Annotated in this window: 13 protein-coding genes; 11 read left to right on the forward strand and 2 right to left on the reverse strand. The window is 54.1% G+C overall.

Annotated features, from left to right (window positions below):
- The first annotated feature begins 53 nt into the window (after window positions 1-53).
- The 6 genes from NSU14_RS04615 (at window position 54) to mtaB (ending at window position 9,797) form a co-directional block, all read left to right on the forward strand.
- Window positions 54-4,586: an S-layer homology domain-containing protein gene (locus NSU14_RS04615; RefSeq protein WP_340943188.1), complete on the forward strand. Its 4,533-nt coding sequence runs from the start codon at window positions 54-56 to the stop codon at window positions 4,584-4,586.
- A gap of 407 nt (window positions 4,587-4,993) precedes the next feature.
- Window positions 4,994-5,557: a DNA-3-methyladenine glycosylase I gene (locus tag NSU14_RS04620; RefSeq protein WP_445669808.1), complete on the forward strand. Its 564-nt coding sequence runs from the start codon at window positions 4,994-4,996 to the stop codon at window positions 5,555-5,557.
- A 214-nt stretch (window positions 5,558-5,771) separates the two neighbouring features.
- Window positions 5,772-6,842, forward strand: a complete 1,071-nt coding sequence (gene prmA / locus NSU14_RS04625) for a 50S ribosomal protein L11 methyltransferase (protein WP_042139451.1) — start codon at window positions 5,772-5,774, stop codon at window positions 6,840-6,842.
- A gap of 2 nt (window positions 6,843-6,844) precedes the next feature.
- Window positions 6,845-7,528 (forward strand): site-2 protease family protein, encoded by a 684-nt coding sequence (locus tag NSU14_RS04630; protein WP_042139450.1) that lies wholly within the window; start codon window positions 6,845-6,847, stop codon window positions 7,526-7,528.
- Between the two features lie 157 nt (window positions 7,529-7,685).
- A complete protein-coding gene (locus NSU14_RS04635) occupies window positions 7,686-8,450 on the forward strand; it encodes an RsmE family RNA methyltransferase (RefSeq protein ID WP_042139449.1) in 765 nt (254 codons plus the stop codon).
- Window positions 8,451-8,453: 3 nt separating this feature from the next.
- The gene (mtaB, locus tag NSU14_RS04640; protein WP_042139448.1) at window positions 8,454-9,797 is read left to right on the forward strand and encodes a tRNA (N(6)-L-threonylcarbamoyladenosine(37)-C(2))-methylthiotransferase MtaB; all 1,344 of its coding nucleotides are present in this window, start codon (window positions 8,454-8,456) and stop codon (window positions 9,795-9,797) included.
- Between the two features lie 134 nt (window positions 9,798-9,931).
- Here mtaB and NSU14_RS04645 read toward each other — a convergent pair whose 3' ends face one another.
- Window positions 9,932-11,098: an acyltransferase family protein gene (locus tag NSU14_RS04645; RefSeq protein WP_042139447.1), complete on the reverse strand. Its 1,167-nt coding sequence runs from the start codon at window positions 11,096-11,098 to the stop codon at window positions 9,932-9,934.
- A gap of 401 nt (window positions 11,099-11,499) precedes the next feature.
- Between NSU14_RS04645 and NSU14_RS04650 the strand changes: the two genes are divergently transcribed.
- From NSU14_RS04650 to NSU14_RS04665, 4 genes are all read left to right on the forward strand, one after another.
- Window positions 11,500-13,734 (forward strand): Ig-like domain-containing protein, encoded by a 2,235-nt coding sequence (locus NSU14_RS04650; protein ID WP_340943193.1) that lies wholly within the window; start codon window positions 11,500-11,502, stop codon window positions 13,732-13,734.
- Between the two features lie 177 nt (window positions 13,735-13,911).
- Window positions 13,912-14,481 carry an ECF-type riboflavin transporter substrate-binding protein gene (locus NSU14_RS04655; protein ID WP_340943195.1) on the forward strand — a complete coding sequence of 190 codons (570 nt, stop codon included), beginning with the start codon at window positions 13,912-13,914 and terminating at the stop codon, window positions 14,479-14,481.
- Window positions 14,482-14,578: 97 nt separating this feature from the next.
- Window positions 14,579-16,285 carry an ABC transporter ATP-binding protein gene (locus NSU14_RS04660; RefSeq protein WP_340943198.1) on the forward strand — a complete coding sequence of 569 codons (1,707 nt, stop codon included), beginning with the start codon at window positions 14,579-14,581 and terminating at the stop codon, window positions 16,283-16,285.
- Complete coding sequence (locus NSU14_RS04665; RefSeq protein WP_336102392.1) at window positions 16,282-17,109, forward strand: energy-coupling factor transporter transmembrane component T family protein; 828 nt, start codon at window positions 16,282-16,284, stop codon at window positions 17,107-17,109. Before NSU14_RS04660 ends, NSU14_RS04665 begins: the two co-directional genes overlap by 4 nt.
- Before the next feature lie 88 nt (window positions 17,110-17,197).
- Here NSU14_RS04665 and NSU14_RS04670 read toward each other — a convergent pair whose 3' ends face one another.
- Window positions 17,198-18,187, reverse strand: a complete 990-nt coding sequence (locus NSU14_RS04670) for a Na/Pi cotransporter family protein (protein WP_076245031.1) — start codon at window positions 18,185-18,187, stop codon at window positions 17,198-17,200.
- Window positions 18,188-18,289: 102 nt separating this feature from the next.
- Here NSU14_RS04670 and NSU14_RS04675 point away from each other — a divergent pair, with 102 nt between their 5' ends.
- Window positions 18,290-19,690, forward strand: a complete 1,401-nt coding sequence (locus NSU14_RS04675; protein WP_340943201.1) for a class I SAM-dependent rRNA methyltransferase — start codon at window positions 18,290-18,292, stop codon at window positions 19,688-19,690.
- The last annotated feature ends 659 nt before the right edge of the window (window positions 19,691-20,349 follow it).

A 20,349-nucleotide genomic window follows, 5' to 3' on the forward strand; every position in this document is an offset into this window, starting at 1 on the left:
GGAATAACTTGTCCCAGGTGAACAAGAACAGACAACGAGGAGCGTGGCAGGCAGTGAGTAAGCAGCATCCGCTTGTAAAGAGAGTATTAACCGGGATATTGGCAATGTCGGTGTTGATCCCGTTCATTCCACCCTCCTTCTCATCATCGACCGTGTATGGGGATCCGGCTGAGCCTAACGGTGTCGTTATGCTGGAGGATTTTGAACAGGTGAGCCTGGCAGACTTGACGTTTGACAGTGCGCGCATCTACAGCGGCAATATGGCGCTTGAAAGTGATCCGAAATACGTCCGTGACGGGGCAAAATCCTTGCGGATTGATTATGATTTTATCGGCATAACCGATAATCCCTCCCAGGTTGCAGTCGGGCCTGCAACCCAGTTAGCCTTGACAGGCAGAACGCCCCACAAAATCGGCATGTGGATTTACGCCAATAACGAAGGGCATGGCCTAACCTCCAAGTTCTATGTTTCAGCCACCGGAAAGTCCAAAACGTATGAGATGAGGAGCGAAGAGACAGGGATAGACTGGAGCGGCTGGAAATATGTCGAGGCCGAGATAGGGAGTGATCTGACGCTGCCCGGTACCGTGGCGTTCTACTTCCAGATGAAAGAACGGCAAATGAGCAAAAAGAACAAAGGCTCCATTTGGATCGATGACGTCAGACTTATTTATGATGAGCCGGCGGATGAGGATATGGATGTTCCCGTGCTGGCTCCGGTTTCACCTGCACCGGATCAAATCTTGACTGCTCCCGTATCCGACATCATCCTGTCGGCGGATGATGCGGAGTCGGGCATTGACCCAGACTCGATCCAATTAACTGTGGATGGCCAGTCCGTTGCACCGGCCGCTTACGCTTACGATCTGGATACTAATGCAATCACATATCACCCGGAGGTGCCGCTGGATGGCGGTTATCATCAAGTGGTTGCTGAAGTGAAGGATCTGGCGGGTAATCCGGCTTCAGCGGAGTATGCTTTTACAATTGAGCATGGGGCGATGCTCACCTTGGAAGGGCCGGAGGAAGCGGTCAGCAACGAGCCTTACCGGTTGAAGCTGGCGGCGAAGAATACCGGCGGAGCAACAAACGTGTTGACTAAGATTAAGTTCGACCCGCAGACGCTGCAGGCGGAGGCTGTGCACGCTCGTGACGGACTAAGCAACGTCCAGAGCACCATCGACAATACAGGCGGTTATGTTGAATTTAGCGCAGAAGGACTGCAGGGAGATTCTGCGGATGCCTTGGCCAGCATCGATTTCGCCGTGAGCCGGTCCGCAAAAATGGAACGTGGCGAGACCTACAAGCAGTTCACCATGGCGGAAGGCAGTTTTGGTTATGGCAGCGGGACCGCTGTAAGCTCGTTTGCTTCTCCCGTTAATTATAAGATTGGTTTCCCGTATGCCTTAACCGTCAAGGGATCGGGCCTGCAAACGAAGAATATCATCACCGTTACTACCCATGCGGGAGCTCCGGTTGAAGGGGCGGAGATTGATTTTACCGATGTAAGCGGCCCTCAGACCTATGTGACGGTAACAGCCGCCAATTCGAGTATATATACAAGCGCTGATCATTCGTCCGCCGTGCTGCTTACAGCAGAGAACAACGGGCAATTCTTCGCTACAGCAGGAAGCACCTCCGGATTCGTCAAGGTATATCTTCCGGATGGAACAGGGATAGGCTATATTGCCTCTGCCGATGTACAGCAGAAGAGCCTTACCGAAGGATTGGGACTGACGGATGCCAAGGGTGAAATTCATACTTCGCTGGCCAATCTTGCAGTCGGCACCTGGAAAGTGCAGGCGGTCAAGGATGGCGGCACCAGTGAGAGCTTCAGCATGAACGTTGTGACCCAGTTCGGCGGAGACGATCCGAAATATGTCCAGACCTTTGTTACCGAAGATATGGGTACGATGCTGAGCGTGGGCTGGCAGACGGCCCCCGGAGTTCAAGCAACTTCGATTCAATATGTGAAGAACAGCGATTGGGTGGACAATGGGCCGGACAGTGCTCAGCCAAAGGCGGTAGAGCAGACTGCACTTACCGAAGTGGAGGTCATCCATGAAGTGGAGGGCGGGCCGCTGGGCGAAATAAAGTTCCACAAATCATTGGTTGCCGGCCTGGAGCCGGGTACGGCTTATCATTACCGGGTGGGCTATGAAGGCCATTGGAGTGCCTGGTACGAATACAAGACGCTGGATGCAGCACCGGAAACTCCCGTTTCTTTCGTATTCGTAACTGATTCACATACCAAAGGAGATAATGGGCTTGAAATCTATCAGCAGCTGATTAGCGATGCTCTAACCCGTTATCCGGATACCCAATTTGTGATGCACGGCGGCGATATGGTTGACGACGGAGGAATCCTGAATGAATGGAACCAGTTCTGGGAAGCTTCTTCGGTCTATGCCGCCTCCCTTCCTTCAGGCTACACGATGGGGAATCATGATGTGAAGGGTGAAGGCAAGGAGATTTTTGCCAAGGGACTAGATTTGCCGGAGAACGGCCCGGACGTTCAGAAGGAGTACGCCTATTCCTTCGATTCGGGTGAGGTACATTTCATTGTGCTGAACTCTGAGGCAGACGAAGTAACCATGGCTAAGCAAGCCGAATGGCTGCGCGGGGATGTTCAGGCCAGTGATAAAAAATGGAAAATTGCAATGTTCCATAAGCCTGCTTATCATACCGAAGATGGGCGCGGGAATGTAATTGAATACACGCAAACGTATTTTGCACCTGTTCTGGAGGAACTGAAAGTAGATCTGGTGCTGGAAGGCCATGACCATGTATATGCACGCACCTATCCGATGAATGGAGGAAAGCCGCTGCTAAACGGCGAGCGCGGGACGGTCTATCTGGACGGGGGCGCCTCCGGCTGGAAATTCTACGATGGTAAGCAGTATGAGTATCTCAACTTCATGTTTGACGAGGACGTTCCGGTGTATTCTGCCATTCAAGTCAGCCATGACAAAATCTCCATCCAGGCCCGTACTACAGAAAGCGATGCATTAATAGACAATTATATTATTGAAAAGAAGGATGAGCTTACGGTGACTTCCGTGGCGGTATCGCCTACAGTGCTGACATTGCAGGCCGGGGAGGAACGCGCGACAGTTCTCACCGCTACGTATAGCGATAAGTCCACAGCAGAGGTCACGAATGAAGCGATGTGGACTTCCTCCAATGACAATGTGGCTACGGTAGATGCCACAGGCGTGATTCACGCGGTAGCAGCAGGCGGTACTACAATCGAGGCACAATACGGAAACTTGCCGGCAGTCAGCATTGCTGTAACAGTTCAAGCGGAAAGCACGGTTCCTGTTCTGCTGAAACTGACAGCTGATCCAGGCACTCATAGGCTCCAAGTGGGCCAGACCGCAGCTTCTGTAATAACGGCAGTATATGATCATGCAGAGAATCTGGTGGTTACGGATCAAGTCATTTGGGTATCTTCTGACCCTGCTGTTGCTTCTGTATCGGACAAGGGGCTTATCACGGGCGTTGCGGCAGGCGAAGCAACGGTCACGGCTTCGTTCGGAGGCAAGTCCATTGCGATACCGATTGTGATTACGGAGGTTTCCGCACCGGCAGTGGTAGACTTGGAGGTGACTCCTGCATCTATCTTCCTGACGGCAGGTCAAACGCAGAGCATAGCGGTAACGGCAAAGTATTCCGACCTTTCTAGCGCCTTCAAGACCCTGGAAGCGAAATATGCCACCGGCAATCCTTCGGTTGCAGCTGTGAGCGAAGCGGGTGTAGTCACAGCAGTGGGTACAGGAACGGCAAAGATCACAGTTTCATACGGAGGAGTGAAGAAGGAGATTCAGGCCTCCGTAACGGCGGCTACAGGCAACAATGATGGTGGCACCGTACCTGCAGCAACTCCAAGGCCAACATCAACGCCAACTCAGGCGGCAACGGTAACGCCGACACCTACAGCAACGCCGACACCGGCTGAAACTACGGAGCCAACATTGCCAACCGTGACGAAGCCTGTGTTCAACGACAGAGTAGATCTTGATAAGGTAAAAGCGATCATGGCAAAAGGGCAATCCGCTCCTGCTGTGACATTCCCGGATACTCCTGCAGCTCTGTGGAGTGCCGCATTCATTGAACGTGCGGCCCGGATGGGGATTATAACCGGCTACGCGGATGGTTCCTTCCGCCCTGACGCCAAAGTAAGCCGCGCTGAGTTTGCAGCGATGCTGTTCAAGGCCTTTGGCCTGAGCCCTTCAGGCGGCACCGGCTTCTCGGATACGCGGGGGCATTGGGCCGCGGAAGCCATTAGTGCACTTCAAGACAACGTAGTGATCACCGGGTACGCCGATGGCTCCTTCCATCCCAAGCAGGAGATCACCCGGGCGGAGATGGTGACGATGCTGTCCCGTCTGACGAATTATGTGAGCAGCGATAGTGTTCCATTCTCTGACGTCACTGCGGGCTGGGCAGCAGGGCCTATCAATGCCTTTGCGGGAGCAGGTATCGTAACGGGAAAAGGCAATGGACAGTTCAAGCCGGAGGAACCGGCTTCCCGCGCCGAATCGGTAGTGATGATCCTCCGCCTTATGGATAAGCTCATGGAATAATAGGCAGCATTTTGTAGCGAGTATAGGAATAAACGAGTCCAATTAGGAAGAGCAGCCCGGCCGGGGCTGCTCTTTTTATGCCGTAAGCTAGCGGGCGCGTCATTTGGCGGACGGATCTCGCAGTAGATAAATATAAAGGGTTGGCCGTGACCCCATTACGGGATATGCGGTATACTTAAGTGCACTTTGTACAACTAAAACGTCTGATTTTCCACCGATTATCCGTTTAGTTGTATTTCATACAATTAAACAGCTCTATGTAGACGGATTATCGCCCATTGGGCAGATTTAGTTGTACAGACTACACTTATAAGTGCCAAGCATCCCTTTTCGCTGTTTTTAATTGTACATAATACAACTATCCTGAATTTCCATTTCAGTGAATAAGGAGAGAACAAGACTTGACGATAACACGCTGCGCCTGGGTGAATGAGGACCCTGTTTATATTGCTTATCATGATGAGGAATGGGGCAAGCCGCTATATGATGATCTGAAGCTGTTCGAGCTGCTGATGCTGGAGGGCATGCAGGCCGGACTGAGCTGGTATACGGTACTGAAGAAGCGGGAGAATTTCCGCGAAGCCTTCGATGGCTTCGATCCGCAGAAGATTGTGCTGTACGGGGAGGACAAGATAGCCGAGCTGATGCAGAATGAGGGGATTATCCGCAACCGGCTGAAGATTAATGCGGTCATCCGCAATGCGGAGGCCTATTTGCAGATTGGCCGGGAGGAAGGCAGCTTCGGAGAATATCTCTGGAGCTTCATAGGCGGAACGCCGGTGGTGAATCAATGGAAGAGCAGAGCGGAGGTTCCCGCTACCACTCCGCAGTCTGACAGCATGAGCAAGGCGCTGAAGCGCAAGGGGATGAAGTTTGTCGGTTCAACCATTTGTTATGCATTCATGCAGTCCTCGGGGATGGTGGACGATCATGTACTGGATTGCTTTTGCCGCACCCGTGTGACGGATTAAGGGATCTGACCCGCAGTTTGGCGCTGCACGGGTAAGAAATGCTATACTATCCTAGATATGCTTCACACAACTAAGCCGCGCTTTCGAATCCAGTTACGCGGAGTGATTTCAGGGAGACTGGGCTCTCATAACTAAGCGTATGCTTTCGAAACAAGTTTTGCGAAGCAGAACCAACGGAGCATATGCTACCAAACTTTCAGGAGGATTTACTAACATGCTATGGCACGAACTGACGGTACATACAACGGAGGAAGCACAGGAGATGATATCCAATCTGCTGTATGAGGCCGGTGCGGGCGGAGTTTCCATTGAGGAATCCGGAACGCTGAATAAAGTACGGGATACCCGTTATGGTGAATTATACGATGAGCCGCTGAATGACATCCCCGAGGGGGAAGCGGTAATTAAGGGCTATTATGCCGAAACGGCGGCAATGGACGAGATTGTGGCGGAGGTAACGCCAAGGGTGGAAGAGCTGAGAGGGTTCGGGATCGATCCCGGCAAAGCACTGATCTCCTGGAAGACGGTGGATGAGGATGAGTGGGCCCATGCCTGGAAGCAGTACTTCAAGCCGCTGCGCGTCTCGGAACGGCTGACCATTAAGCCTACATGGGAAGAATATACCCCGGCCTCCCCGGACGAAAAGATTATCGAGCTCGACCCCGGCATGGCCTTCGGAACGGGGACGCACCCGACGACGGCGCTGTGCCTGCGCGCGCTTGAGAAGCATATCGCCAGCGGCGATGAAGTAATTGATGTCGGCACAGGCTCCGGCATCCTTGCCGTAGGCGCTGTGCTGCTGGGCGCGAAATCCGTTCTCGCCCTGGATCTCGACCCGGTGGCGGTGGAGAGTGCCCGTGAGAATGTGGCGCTGAACCGGCTTGAGGCTGCCATCACGGTTAAGGAGAGCGATCTGCTCTCCCTGCTCGGCGGAGAACGGGCGGCAGATACTACAGCCGGAGATATGTGGCCTTCGGCCAGACCGGGCTATACTGCTGAACAGGCTGGACAGGAAGCAGCTATTCCTGCCGCTGCTCCGGCTGCTGAGGGACTGGGAGTTACCCTGCCGGTGCGGGTTGTTGTAGCGAATATTCTCGCCGAGATTATTGTGCTGTTCACAGATGATGTGTACCGTGCACTCCAGCCGGAAGGAATCTACATCACCTCCGGTATTTACAAGGATAAGGAAGGACTTGTAGCGGAAGCGCTGAAGTCTTCCGGTTTCGAGATTATAGAAGTAACCCGTGAAGAAGATTGGGTGGCGTTCACAGCCGGAAAGAGGTAGAGATGGAATTTCTGCAAAGCTTTATACGAATGCCGCTGGAACAGCTTCCGTTCCTGCTCATTACCCTGCTGATCGCCTTTACAGTACATGAGTTTAGCCATGCTTACTTTGCGAATAAGTTCGGGGACCCGACAGCACGCCTGCTCGGCCGTATGACCCTGAACCCGGCGGTGCATTTCGATTTCTTCGGAATTATTCTGCTTGTGGTCGCCGGATTCGGCTGGGCGCGGCCGGTTCCGGTCAACCGTGACAATTTCAGCCGCCCCCGTCTGATGGGCGTTATCGTATCTGCGGTCGGTCCGATCAGCAATCTGCTGCTGGGGTTCCTCGGAGCAATGATTTATTCGGCTCTGGCTGCGACCGGAGTGCTGGAGTCTATCAGCAATGACCGCGTGCTTCAGGCTATTTACTGGTTCTTCGGCATTTTCATTCAACTTAACTTCTTCCTGTTCCTGTTCAACCTGATTCCCCTGCCTCCGCTGGATGGTTACCGGATCGTGGAGGATCTGGCTCCTCGTCCGATCCGCGGGAGACTGCAGCAGTATGAGCAGTGGGCGGTCTTCATCTTTTTGCTGATTCTGTTTATCCCGGGTCTGCGTGCCTACACGATTACACCGCTGGATAACTGGGCCAATCAAATGAGCGCCGGAGCCGTGCAATTCTTTTACGGATTATTCGGCGGCTAGAATTCAGATTGAGGGATGTTCATGCAGCTCTAAACGTTGTACAATATAATGTGGTATTTTCGAGGTTTAATCATGTGAGTGAAGCGGCGGCCGGGACCTGATTTGACGGGAACGCCGCCGCTTTTACGCTGAATAACGGACAGGATGATGATAAAAGATGCAGCGTTATTTCGTAACACCGGCGCAGTTCGGCCAAGATAAGGTAAGCATTGACGGCGAAGATGCCCGGCATATTGCCAAGGTGATGCGCGGCAAGGCAGGGGATAAGCTGATCGTCAGCGACGGCGTTTCCCGCGAGGCATTGGCTGAGATCGCTGAAATAGAGATTGGCCTCGTAACCGTGAGCATACTGGAGAACCTGGCTATGACCCACGAGCCGCGGATTAAGATTACTGTAGCCCAGAGCCTGCCGAAGGGGGACAAGCTGGAGACGGTGATCCAGAAATGTACCGAGATCGGTGCGGTTGCCTTCACCCCGTTCCTCTCCGAGCGGACGATTGTGCAGTATGATGAACGCAAGGAGAGCAAGCGGGTAGAGCGCTGGCGCAAAATCTGCAAGGAGGCCGCTGAACAAGCTCACCGGAATATCGTTCCGGAAGTGCATTCGCCGCTTAGCTGGAAGCTTCTGCTGAAGAGCTTCAGTGAGTATGACGCGGTCTATTTCTGTTATGAAAAAGAAGAAGGGCTGCAGCTCCGCAGCGCAGCCGCGCCTTGGCTGTCCTCGCTGCCGCAGGATTCTACTGCGAAGGTAATGATTGTTGTCGGACCGGAAGGCGGCTTCAGTCCGGAGGAATGCCGCTCTGCCGAAGAGGCCGGTGCGGTCTCCGTAGGCCTGGGAGCACGCATTCTGCGCTGTGAAACCGCAGGTATGGTCGCCGCCGCCTGCATTCTATATGAATCCGGAGAAATGGGGGGAGCTTAAACAATGCCATCCGTAGCATTTTATACTTTAGGTTGTAAAGTCAATTTCTACGACACAGAAGCCATCTGGCAGCTATTCAAAAATGAAGGTTACGAGCAGGTTGATTTCGAAGGTTCCGCCGATGTCTACCTCATCAACACCTGTACGGTGACCAATACGGGCGACAAAAAAAGCCGGCAGATGATCCGCCGCGCGGTGCGCCGCAATCCTGAAGCGATCGTCGCTGTAACCGGCTGCTATGCGCAGACCTCGCCCGGAGAGATTCTCGACATCCCCGGCGTCGATCTGGTCATCGGCAACCAGGACCGCGAGCAGATCATGACCCATGTGAAGAATATCCAGGAATCACGCCAGCCCGTGAATGCGGTCCGCAACATTATGAAGACCCGGGAGTTCGAGGAGCTGGATGTTCCCGGATTCGCTGACCGGACGCGTGCATTCATGAAGATTCAGGACGGCTGCAATAACTTCTGCACCTTCTGCATCATTCCCTGGTCGCGCGGGCTGTCGCGCAGCCGTGATCCGAAATCGATTGTCGCCCAGGCACGTCAGCTTGTGGAGGCGGGATATAAAGAGTTTGTCCTGACCGGGATTCATACCGGGGGCTACGGCGATGATCTGGAGAATTACCGTCTGGCCGATCTCTTGTGGGAGCTGGATCAGGTGGATGGCCTGGAGCGGGTCCGCATCAGCTCGATTGAAGCCAGCCAGATTGATGACAAGCTGCTTGAGGTGCTGAACCGCAGCTCCAAGATGTGCCGCCATCTGCATATTCCGCTGCAGGCCGGTCATAACGACGTGCTGAAGGCCATGCGCCGTAAATATACGACCGAAGAGTATTATGCCAAAATGCAGCTGATCCGCCAGGCGATGCCGGATGTTGGCATTACAACCGATGTTATCGTCGGCTTCCCGGGCGAGACCGAGGAGATGTTCCGCGCCGGTTATGACTTCATGAAGGCGGTCAACTATTCCGAGATGCATGTGTTCCCGTATTCCAAGCGGACCGGTACGCCTGCAGCACGGATGCTGAACCAAGTGGATGAAGAGATCAAGAATGAGCGTGTCCAGCAGCTGATTGACCTCTCTGAGGAGATGCAGCTGGCTTATGCCCGGAAATTCGTCGGCAGAACACTGTCCGTCATTCCTGAGCGTGCAGCCAAGGGATCACCGGGACGCAGCATTCAGCACGGCTTCAGCGACAACTATCTGCAGATTCTCTTCAGCGGCGATGATTCGCTGCAGGGCGAGCTCTGCGAGGTGAAGGTGACAGAAGCTGGTGTAAATGAATGCCGCGGTGAGCTTGTCAGTGTGAGCAGAGCCACAGCAGAACCGCGCCGCGCGTAAGCGTACGCAAATATGAACAACACTCAGGGGATGCCTCCAAGAGCCGGTAACGGCTCTAAGGGCTCCCCTTTTTTTGCTTCCTGATCGATAGCTGACTAGTCTACTGACCCAAACCGCCTGCCGGTATCAAGAAATCAGATCTGCTGCGTCACAGCCTCAGCTTCAGGTGCCTTGTGCAGCGCGGAACGTCCCGCCCGGGGCCTGGTGACATAGCTGCTGAGATGCCGTCCGAGAGCCATAGCCGGCTTCTCCACCCCATAATAGCTTGCTGTAGCCGCCAGAATGCTAAGAGCCAGTGTAAGCAGGCCGAACAGCCAGTAGGGGATATAAGGCTGGATGGTGTAGGCCAGAGTGAGGAATACGATGAAATGGTAGAGATAGAGACTGTATGAGATTTTACCAAGGAAGCTGATGAAGTTCAGCGAGAGCAGCTTGATCAGCTGCGCTGAAGTAAGTGCCAGGATGATGAAGAATGCCACAGCCAGAGTGATCCCATAGTCGTCGATAACGCGGTTGAACGGCAGATGAATTTTGTCGGAGAGGAGACGGGAGTAGGCATAGAGCAGGATGGCTGCGGCCAGGCCGGCCGCCTTGTACAGCTGTCCGGCACGCCGGCAGAGGCTCATCAGTTCAGCCCTGTGTTTGGCCAGCAAGGCGCCGATGATGAAGAACGGGGTGTAATAGACGGTGTCCATATATGAGGTGTGAAATCCTCTGCTGGACTCCAGGCCGAAGATATCATTGGCTGCGCTGGCCATGTTCAGCAGGAGGCAGATGAGGAGATTGAACACCAGGCCGCGCCTGAGCACAAGGAGCATCAGCAGCGGGAAAATCAGGGAGATCCTCATCTCATGGAGCAAAGACCAGATGACGGTATTGTAGGCGTTGGTATTGAAGTTGGTGAGCAGCGTCAGATGCTCGGCGATCAGCCGCAGGCTGAACCCGCTCTGCCAGAAAAAGTAGAAGAATGAACCCACTTGACTCTCTGACTTGTTATGCAGCAGGCTGGCGGCAATGACAGCAAGGATCAGGGCCGCAAGATAGGGAAGATAGATCCGGCAGATCCGTTTGATGATGTAGGCGGAATACGGGGCAGTTTTGCCACTCAGGAACGGTAGGGCGAGTACGAAGCCGCTAAGGATGAAGAAGAGGATGACGGCCTGATGGCCGCCGATGAAGATCCGGGCCGGAGAATAATAGAATACAGCCGGCAATACCGGAGCTGACTGCCACAGATGATGAAGCACAACAGACAGCGAAGCCAGTCCGCGTATGGAATCCAGTTGAGCAAGCCGCTTCATGATAATCCTCCTCTGCATTGTTATCCGCGAACCCTAATGAATGATCATACGCAATACACTGTTATAGGAAGTAGGCAGAGACTCTCGTTGAAGTAAATGCGGATGGGGAGATACATAGAGTGAGGATGTTATAAAATACCATATCGGAAATGTAAATTTCAGACAATGGTGCAAATTAGGTATTTTATCTACTTCCTTTGGCGGTTGCCTGCCGGACTAAATGTATAGATATAGAGCACAATTTTTATAGTTATAAAGACCTGAATTCAGCAGAAACTGAAAATTAACTGAAAATGGGGTAAAGACTTGGGCTCCATTTGTCGATATAGTGGAAGAGTGTGGTAAAAGGCCACCGATAATAAGACCGTCTAAGGAGAGAACAGATGACCGTGTACAGGAAAATGACAAAAACGCTCCTCATTATGATATTGCTCGTTGCTGCAGCTTTTCCGGTAAACGTCTTTGCCGCTGCTGGAGACATCAACTCTATTGAAATCGACAGCTCTGACAAAATAGAGCTAACCGTTGGCCAGACACCGAAGCAGCTTAAGGTATATGCCAATGTAGAAGGCTCTTCCTCCAAGAGGGATGTGACGGCATCCGCCACATGGACCTCCTCCAAGAATGAAGTTGTCAGCGTAATTAACGGTCAGATCAAGCCGCTTACTTACGGGACGGCAATGATTACAGCTACTTATAGTAATAATGCGGTAGATACTGTTGAGGTATCTGTTACGTATCCGTATAAAGATCTGACACTGAAACGCAGCACGGAGGGCAGCTATAAACTAGGAGACAAAGAAGCCTCACTCCTGGTTACCGCAACGGCCAAGGGCGGCGAATCAGCCACTGAAGAGAAAAATGTGACGAAGGACGCCGACTGGAGCAGCTCGAATTCAGGCGTACTGACAATTACAGAGGGTAAGATTACGCTGGTTGGCGAAGGAACGGCGACAGTTACTGCCAAGTACAAGGGATTAACCGAGACTTTCAAGGCGGTTGTGGAGCTTCCTTATTCGGCAATCATGCTTAAAGACAAAGTGAGCGGTGCGGAAGTCAAAGAGCTTGAAATGCTGGTTGGAGACAACCCGGTGCAGCTGAAAGCAGTAACCAAAGCTACAGCGGTGAGTGATGAGCTCCCTATCGAGAAAGAGGCAGATTGGAGCAGCTCAAGCGAGAGCGTAGCTACAGTAAAAGACGGCATGATTACTATTCATGGCGTGGGTAAGGCTGTCATTACAGCAAGCTACCTGGGTGTGGAACAGTCCGTTGACGTCTATGTGCGGGCGCCTTATGAAGCGCTCCTGCTGACACCATCCGGCGACCAGTCCATTTTCCTGGGAGAAAGTCTAAATGTAACGGCAAAGATGCGTAATGCGGTCAATTCGACCACGAACGAAACGGCGTCAGCTACCTGGACCTCGGACAACCTGATGGCAGCTACGGTAGTTGCCAATGTTACCGATGCCAGCAATGCTTTTGCTACAGTGACAGGCAAAGCGGTAGGAACTTCTGTCATCAAAGCAGATCACCTCGGAATCAGCAAAACCTTCAAGGTAACGGTCTATCCAACCCTGACGGAGCTGACCCTCGAGAAGACAGAACAGGAAATATACACAGCAGACTCCGCCGGCTTGCCGAAGGTAAGCGGAACGAAATATGACGGAACCAAGCTGGATATCAGCGATGAAATCGAGTGGACCTCGGCGAATGAAGAGATTGTCTCGATTAAGGACGGGAAGCTTACCGGCGGCAAGGCAGGTACGGCTACCCTGACAGGCAAGATCAAAGCAGGTGCAGTAACTGTAGGTTCTGCGACCGCGATCCGCTCCAAGACGGTTGAGCTCAAAGTTACAGTTAAGAATAAAGTGCTTGTCCTGATTGGACCGGAAGATGCACTGGGTCTGGTCATCGGTGAAGAAACGCCGCTCCCGGCGGTTCAGGCCGTACTGGAGAACGGTGATGAGCTCGATGTGACAGACACTATTGTCTGGGAACTGGGCGGAAGCAACGCGGTTCTCAAGCAATCGGCAGCTGCCAAGACCATTAAAGGTCTGGTCAAAGGCTCGGCAACACTCAAAGGTACGTATTCCAATAAGACGATCAGTGTTCCGGTAACGATTGAGCAGAAGGTTGTGAAGCTTGTCGTAGAACCGGCTGTGCTTGAGATGAATATCAAAGGCTCCAAAACGATTAAGGTCACCGGATATTTCTCGAACGGCAAAACTGCGAACTTCTCGGGCGGAATGAACTGGGTATCGTCAAATCCGGAAGTTGCTTCTGTGAAGGGAACGTCAGTCAAAGCGATTACGGAAGGTACAGTAACCTTGAGCGGTTCCTATCAGGGAATTCCTGCCACCGTCAAAATCTCAGTGGTGCCGAAGCTAATGAAGATTACGGTCAGTGAGAATAAGCTGATTCTTGCTCCGGGTGCAGGCAAAAGCGTAGTTGTAACCGCGCTGTATGATACAGGCAAGAGCGCTATTGTCACAGGAAGCGTAGTCTGGACCAGCTCCAAACCTTCTGTGGCTAAAGTGAATTCCTCCGGGCAGATTACAGCGGTAAGCAAAGGAACCACTTCGGTTAAAGGCAAGCTGGGCACCAAGACAGTGACGGTATCTGTTTCAGTGAAATAGTACAGTACTGCCTGCTATCCTTAAGCATGATCATCAGACCTGAACATTTGCCTCTGGGCGGTGTTCAGGTCTTTTATTGTGTAACAGTTTCGGATATTAATTTGCTCTCCCCTATAGTAATCCCAAGTAAACCGATGTATAATTCGGAAAAGCATAGTATAAAGTCCATTAAGGGAGATGAAGCAGGTGGCTAAGCACAAGGCATTATCCATTCAAACGATTGTGGCAATCGGCATCGGTTCGCCGTTATTCGTAATACTGGGGAGGTTCGGTTCCATTCCTTCGGGTATTCCGAATACCAACATTGAGACTACATACGCACTTCTGGCACTGTTTGCGCTGCTATACGGACCGGTTGCAGGGCTCTTCATCGGACTGATCGGGCACACACTGAAGGATGCGATATTCTATGGCTCCCCTTGGTTCAGCTGGGTCATCTCCTCGGGACTGGTCGGACTGATTATCGGGCTGCTGGCAGCCAGAATAGCGATCAGGGATGGGGAGTTCGGCCGGAAGGAGATCATTGCCTTCAATCTCGCGCAGATTATTGCCAACGCCATTGCCTGGTTCCTGGTAGCGCCGGTGCTGGACATTCTCATCTACGCGGAACCGGCTAACAAGGTCTTCACCCAGGGGCTGATCGCCGGAGCGTCCAACATCGTAACGGTGGCGGTCATCGGAACACTGCTCGCTATAGCCTACTCCAAGACGAGAACGAAACAGGGTAGCCTGAAAAGACTGCAATAATATATAATTCAAACAGAAAGGCCGGTGCCCGTCACCGGCCTTTCTGTTTGAGCGGGTCAGTTAGGATACGTAAATCAGCATATGAGGAAGGTTACCCATGAGCAAAACGGTTATAGAATTCACCGATTTCACCTTTAAATACCGGGCCCAGCAGGAACCTACACTGCATAAGATTAACCTGAAGATTCATGAAGGCGAGAAGATTCTGATTGTCGGGCCCTCCGGTTCAGGCAAAAGCACCTTGGCCCATTGCATCAATGGCCTGATTCCTTTTGCGTATCCGGGCGAAATAAGCGGTACTCTTACCGTTAAAGGGACAGACACGAAGGAGCTGGGGATTGCCGGCCTGTCGGAGGTGGTGGGGACTGTACTGCAGGACCCGGACGGGCAGTTTGTCGGCCTGACCGTAGGCGAGGATATTGCCTTCAGCCTAGAGAATGCAGCGGTTCCGGTGCAGGAGATGCATGAGCGGGTAGAAGCTGCGGCAAGAGCGGTCGATATTCAGGAGCTGCTGACAGCTTCTCCGCAGGAGCTGTCCGGCGGACAGAAGCAGAAGACCATGCTGGCCGGGGTACTGGTCAGTAATGTGGACGTCCTGCTGTTCGATGAGCCGCTGGCCAGCCTGGACCCCTATACGGGAACCGGGGCGATTGAGCTGATCGACCGGGTGCAGCGTGAGACCGGCAATACGGTCATTATTATCGAGCACCGGCTGGAGGAAGTGCTGCACCGGCCGGTGGACCGGATCATTGTCATGAATGAAGGATTGATTGCGGCGGACCTGCCGGCTGCGCAGCTGCTGAGTTCACCGCTGCTTGCAGAGTCAGGCCTCCGGGAGCCGCTCTATCTTACTGCGCTCAAATATGCCGGCTGCGAGATTACACCGGAGATGAACCCGCAGCATCTGGACGGGATCAGGCTGGAGACCGGAGCCGCCAGGCTCCGCGCCTGGTATGAGGCCAGTGAAGTACCGCAGGAGGAGGAAGCAGCACCTGTGCTGCTTGAGCTGCGGGATCTTACCTTTGGCTATGACAAGCAGGCGAAGGTGCTGCAGGGGTTGTCCTTCAGCGTCCGCCGCGGCGAGATGCTATGCATTGCCGGTAGGAACGGTGCGGGCAAATCAACGGTGTCGAAGCTGATTTGCGGGTTCTACAAGCCGTCAGCGGGAAGTATTCTGCTGAACGGGCGGGATCTGGCAACGGATACGATCAAGGAGCGGGCAGAGCATATCGGCTTCGTGATGCAGAATCCGAATCATATGATCTCCATGACGCTGATCTATGACGAGGTTGCCCTCGGACTTAAGCTGCGGGGCTTCGCGGAAGAAGAGATACGCGGGCGGGTACATAAGGTGCTCCGGATTTGCGGACTGTATGAGTTCCGCGAATGGCCGGTTTCAGCGCTCAGCTACGGGCAGAAGAAACGGGTGACCATTGCCTCCATCCTGGTGCTGGAGCCGGAGGTGCTCCTTCTGGATGAACCCACCGCCGGACAGGATTACCGGCACTATAACGAGATTATGGAGTTTCTGCGCGGACTCGGCAGCTCCGGGATTACGGTGATTATGATTACCCATGATATGCACCTGATGCTGGAGTACGCGGAGCGGACGATTGTGCTGGCGGAGGGCAGGAAGCTGGCGGATGCCCGGCCGGATGTGATTCTGACGGACCGGGATATTGTGAGCAGCGCCAACCTGAAGGAGACATCACTGTTTGCTCTGGCAGTGAAGGCGGGACTTAACCAGCCTGTGGAATTTGTCCGGCGGTTTATCGAATATGACAGGGGGAACCGGCGCGGATGAAAGCTAAGATGCTAACCTATACCAAACAGGATTCTCCGGTGCACCGGTTGACGGGGGCAACGAAGCTGATTATTTTTGCCGTGTGGTCGGTCTCTGCCATGATTACCTACGATACCCGCTGCCTGCTGCTGATGCTGCTCTTCAGCCTGGCCGTATTCCGCATTTCACGGGTCCGGTTTCAGGACTATGCCTTTGTGCTCTACTTCATTCTGCTCTTCTTCCTGCTGAATCACATCGCGATCTTTGCCTTCTCACCGCTGGAAGGTACACGAATCTATGGCACCCGGCATGATCTGCTGCATCTCGCCGGACGTTATACGCTGACGGCGGAGCAGCTTTTCTACCAATTCAATATCGCTCTGAAGTATGCCGTGGTCATTCCGATGGCGCTGCTGTTCCTGCTGACGACAGATCCGAGTGAATTCGCCGCCTCGCTGAACCGGGTCGGGGTCAATTACAAGATCGCTTATTCCGTTTCACTGGCCTTGCGCTATATCCCCGACATCCAGCAGGATTATGAGAACATCTCATTCTCGGCACAGGCGCGGGGCATTGATATCTCCCGCAAGGAGAAGCTGCCTAAGCGGCTGAAGAACATCGTATCCATTCTGCTGCCGCTGATTCTGACCAGTATCGAGCGGATCGAGAAGATCAGCACCGCGATGGAGCTGCGCGGCTTCGGAACTGGCCGCACCCGGACCTGGTACCGGGCCCGGCCGTTTACCCGCAGCGACTATGCTGCGCTGTGTCTGATGGTGGGGATAGCCGCAGCCGCGACGATTATTACTTTTTATGACGGCTCGCGGTTTTATAGTATTTTCTGAGGGGGATGCTGGAAGTGGAGCTTCCGTAGAACTGCGGGGCGGATTGAAGTATAATAAGACAGTTGTAATCCTGGCCGGACGGTATGGATTAGAGCTGAAGCCGCTGCTCCAGCCTGGTCCATACGGGCAGGTAGCACAGCGGCAGTACCCCTAGCGAGCACACAACATTGAAGATGGTCTGGGCATGGGCGAGCTGTGCGGCAGGTCCGCCGCCGATCCAGGCAGAGAGTGACTGCAGCGGTCCGATGAAGGGCAGGAAGAGCAGGGCGCCGCCGACATTGAGCGCCACATGCGACCAGGCAACGAATACGCCGGACGGCGTGCTGCCGATGGCGGCGATTACGGTCGTGACGCAGGTGCCGATATTCGCGCCCAGCACGATGGCGATTCCCAGCTCCGGCGGCATGACGCCGCTGGTCGCGAGGCCCATCGCCATGCCGATCACCGCCGCGCTGCTGTGCACCATCGCGGTCAGCACGGCACCTGCTGCCAGTCCCCACAGTGCGCTTGTGGCGGCATGCCCGAGGAACCAGCGGAACAATTCGCTGCCTTCAAGGGCGGGGCCGACCGACTGCATGACCGCGATGCCCCACAGGACCAGGGCGAAGCCGGCCACCGCGAGGCAGATGAATTGCAGCGGCCCCGAGATCCGGCGGCAGGCTTCAACCAGCCGCCATGCCTGCGGGGATAGCTCGCCGGCCATCACTGCGGCCGCCCAGAGGCATAGCGCGGCGGCCAGCAGCGGCGCTGCCAGTGTGCTGATCTGCAGGCTGATCAGCTCTGTAGTCAGGCAGGTGCCGATGTTGCTGCCGAGGATAATGCCCAGCGTCCGGGCATAGGTCAGCAGCCCGGCATTGACCATACCGATGGTCAGCACGGTTACGGCCGTGCTGCTCTGCAGCAGCGCGGACAGCAGGCTGCTGGCAATCAGGCCTTTGGCCGGCGTAGAGGTTGCCTTATGCAGACTCCGGGTTAGCAGCGGGCCGGCGAGCCGCGACAATGAGGCTTCCATCACCTTCATGCCGGCGAGAAAGATGACAAGGCCATAAATGACAGGGAACAGCAGGTCACGGATCATAAGGACAGGCTCCTTTTTGGACGGGGGTTGTACACCAATATATGAAGGCATTGCATGGGACATGTATACAAATCGAGCTACAAGAACAGGGAGTTGAAGTCATTGGCATCGGTAATTCTGGAACGAAACCGTAAGAAAAGACTGGAACAGGGACATCCGTGGGTCTACGCCAGCGAAGTAGCCTCGGTAGACGGGGAGCCGCAGGCAGGGGGACTTGTGGATGTGCTGAATCATCAGGGGCGTTATCTGGCCACAGGGTATTACAATCCGGCCTCGCAGATCCGGGTAAGAATTCTTTCGCAGAGTAAGCTTGCGGCGATGGACACGGTATTTTTTGCCGGCCGGTTCGCAAGCGCTCTGCAGCATAGGGAGCGTTTCCTGCCGGGTGCGGATGCTTACCGCCTGGTGTATGGGGAAGCGGATTTCCTGCCGGGGCTGATCATCGACCGCTTCGGGGAGGTTCTCGTCGTACAGCTGCTGACGCTGGCGATGGATCAGCACCGCTCCGAGATTGTGGAAGCGCTGGTACAGGTTATGGCGCCGCGCGGCATTTATGAGCGCAGTGACGTCAGCGTCCGCGAGCTCGAAGGCTTAGAGCAGACCACAGGCGTGCTCTACGGGGAATGCCCGCGCCACATCACGGTAAGCGAGAATGGATTGAAGGTTATCGTCGATATTGAAGAAGGCCAGAAGACAGGCTACTTCTTCGATCAGCGCGAGAACAGAGCCTCCATCGCTCCGCTCATGAAGGGCTGGGGCGGGCGCAGCGGAATCACGCTGCAGGAGGTAGCGGCAGAGGACGGATCACTCCAGACGCTGCCGGTCAACAAAAGCGGTAAGCCGGTCACCTTCCCGTTCTGGGACGGCGCAACCGTGCTGGAATGCTTCGCGCACACCGGCAGCTTCACCCTGCATGCCTGTAAATACGGCGCCAAGAAGGTAACCTGCCTTGATGTGTCCGCGTATGCGATTGAGAGTGCAAAAGCCAATGTGGAGATCAACGGATTCACCGACCGGGTGGAATTTGTAGTGGATGATGCGTTTGCCTTCCTGCGCAATCAGGTTAAGGGGCTGGAAGAACGCTCTGAGCGGGCGACAGGTCCGGCGGCAGAGAGCAAACCCGGCGCTAAGCCGGCTGCCAAGGCGGATACCGCGAAGCCGATGACAGCAGGCGGCGGACGTACCTGGGATGTCGTTATACTTGATCCGCCCGCTTTTGCCAAGACCAAAAGTGCTGTAGCAGGCGCTGTCCGCGGCTACAAGGATATCAATCTGCATGGCATGAAGCTGGTCAATGAAGGCGGATATCTGGTTACGGCCAGCTGCTCGTACCATATGCAGCCGCAGCTGTTCCTGGAGACCATCCAGGAAGCGGCCAAGGATGCCGGCAAAGTGCTCCGGCTGATCGAGTGGCGGGCCGCAGGCAAGGATCACCCGCAGATCCTCGGCGTGGACGAAGGGCATTATCTGAAGTTTGCCATCTTTGAAGTGCGCAGCAAATAATGATGTTAGTTCAAGCCGGAAGGCTTGTCTTGAGAGTCTCAGCTACTGAGGCTCTCTTTTTTTCTCACAGGGAAGTTGCTGTGCACTGTAGCGGGGAACCGTCAGCAGAGCGAAGCGGACTGAGAAGCTCCTATTTCTCCAAAAAACCTCAGAATGGGGCTTAAGCGGACTGAGTCCGTTATGTTGCCGGCTGGATTCCATTAGCAGCTCTGACTGGTCCCTTAGCGGAATCTGAGTCCGTTTGCCCGGCGAATCCGCCTGATCTGCTCATATAACGGAATTTCAGTCCACTTCCCGGGCTGGGGATCATGAACTACGTAGCGGAATCGCGCTGGGTGCTGCCCTGCACTTGAGCCGGAATCAGCAGAGGAGTGACTCTGCTGATTTAATTGGATTTTCTCCATCTAATGAACTGGTTTCTACTTCCGGATTGATGCTAGATGGATTTATGACACTTAATTCTGCGGCTATCCCGGTTATATATCCGATCCGGCTAAATAATACACTCCATCCAGGCTCTCCCGACCAGCCGATCCATGGCTCCGGGAGAGTCTTCTTTGTTGTTGACCTTGGTTGCTGTGGCCTTTAAAAAAGCGGCAGGTATTTGCAAACAATGGCAAACGTACGTTCTGGAGCGCGCGGTGGAGGTATGCTATACT

Origin of the sequence: Paenibacillus sp. FSL R10-2771, assembly GCF_038000205.1 — a bacterium.
Taxonomy (GTDB): domain Bacteria; phylum Bacillota; class Bacilli; order Paenibacillales; family Paenibacillaceae; genus Paenibacillus_AQ; species Paenibacillus_AQ phytohabitans.

Excerpts from the sequence above, each read along its gene's own strand:
- prmA (WP_042139451.1), top strand. The coding sequence starts at position 5,772 with ATGCTATGGCACGAACTGACGGTACATACAACGGAGGAAGCACAGGAG.
- NSU14_RS04630 (WP_042139450.1), top strand. The coding sequence starts at position 6,845 with ATGGAATTTCTGCAAAGCTTTATACGAATGCCGCTGGAACAGCTTCCG.
- NSU14_RS04635 (WP_042139449.1), top strand. The coding sequence starts at position 7,686 with ATGCAGCGTTATTTCGTAACACCGGCGCAGTTCGGCCAAGATAAGGTA.
- mtaB (WP_042139448.1), top strand. The coding sequence starts at position 8,454 with ATGCCATCCGTAGCATTTTATACTTTAGGTTGTAAAGTCAATTTCTAC.
- NSU14_RS04645 (WP_042139447.1), bottom strand. The coding sequence starts at position 11,098 with ATGAAGCGGCTTGCTCAACTGGATTCCATACGCGGACTGGCTTCGCTG.
- NSU14_RS04650 (WP_340943193.1), top strand. The coding sequence starts at position 11,500 with ATGACAAAAACGCTCCTCATTATGATATTGCTCGTTGCTGCAGCTTTT.
- NSU14_RS04655 (WP_340943195.1), top strand. The coding sequence starts at position 13,912 with ATGAAGCAGGTGGCTAAGCACAAGGCATTATCCATTCAAACGATTGTG.
- NSU14_RS04660 (WP_340943198.1), top strand. The coding sequence starts at position 14,579 with ATGAGCAAAACGGTTATAGAATTCACCGATTTCACCTTTAAATACCGG.
- NSU14_RS04665 (WP_336102392.1), top strand. The coding sequence starts at position 16,282 with ATGAAAGCTAAGATGCTAACCTATACCAAACAGGATTCTCCGGTGCAC.
- NSU14_RS04670 (WP_076245031.1), bottom strand. The coding sequence starts at position 18,187 with ATGATCCGTGACCTGCTGTTCCCTGTCATTTATGGCCTTGTCATCTTT.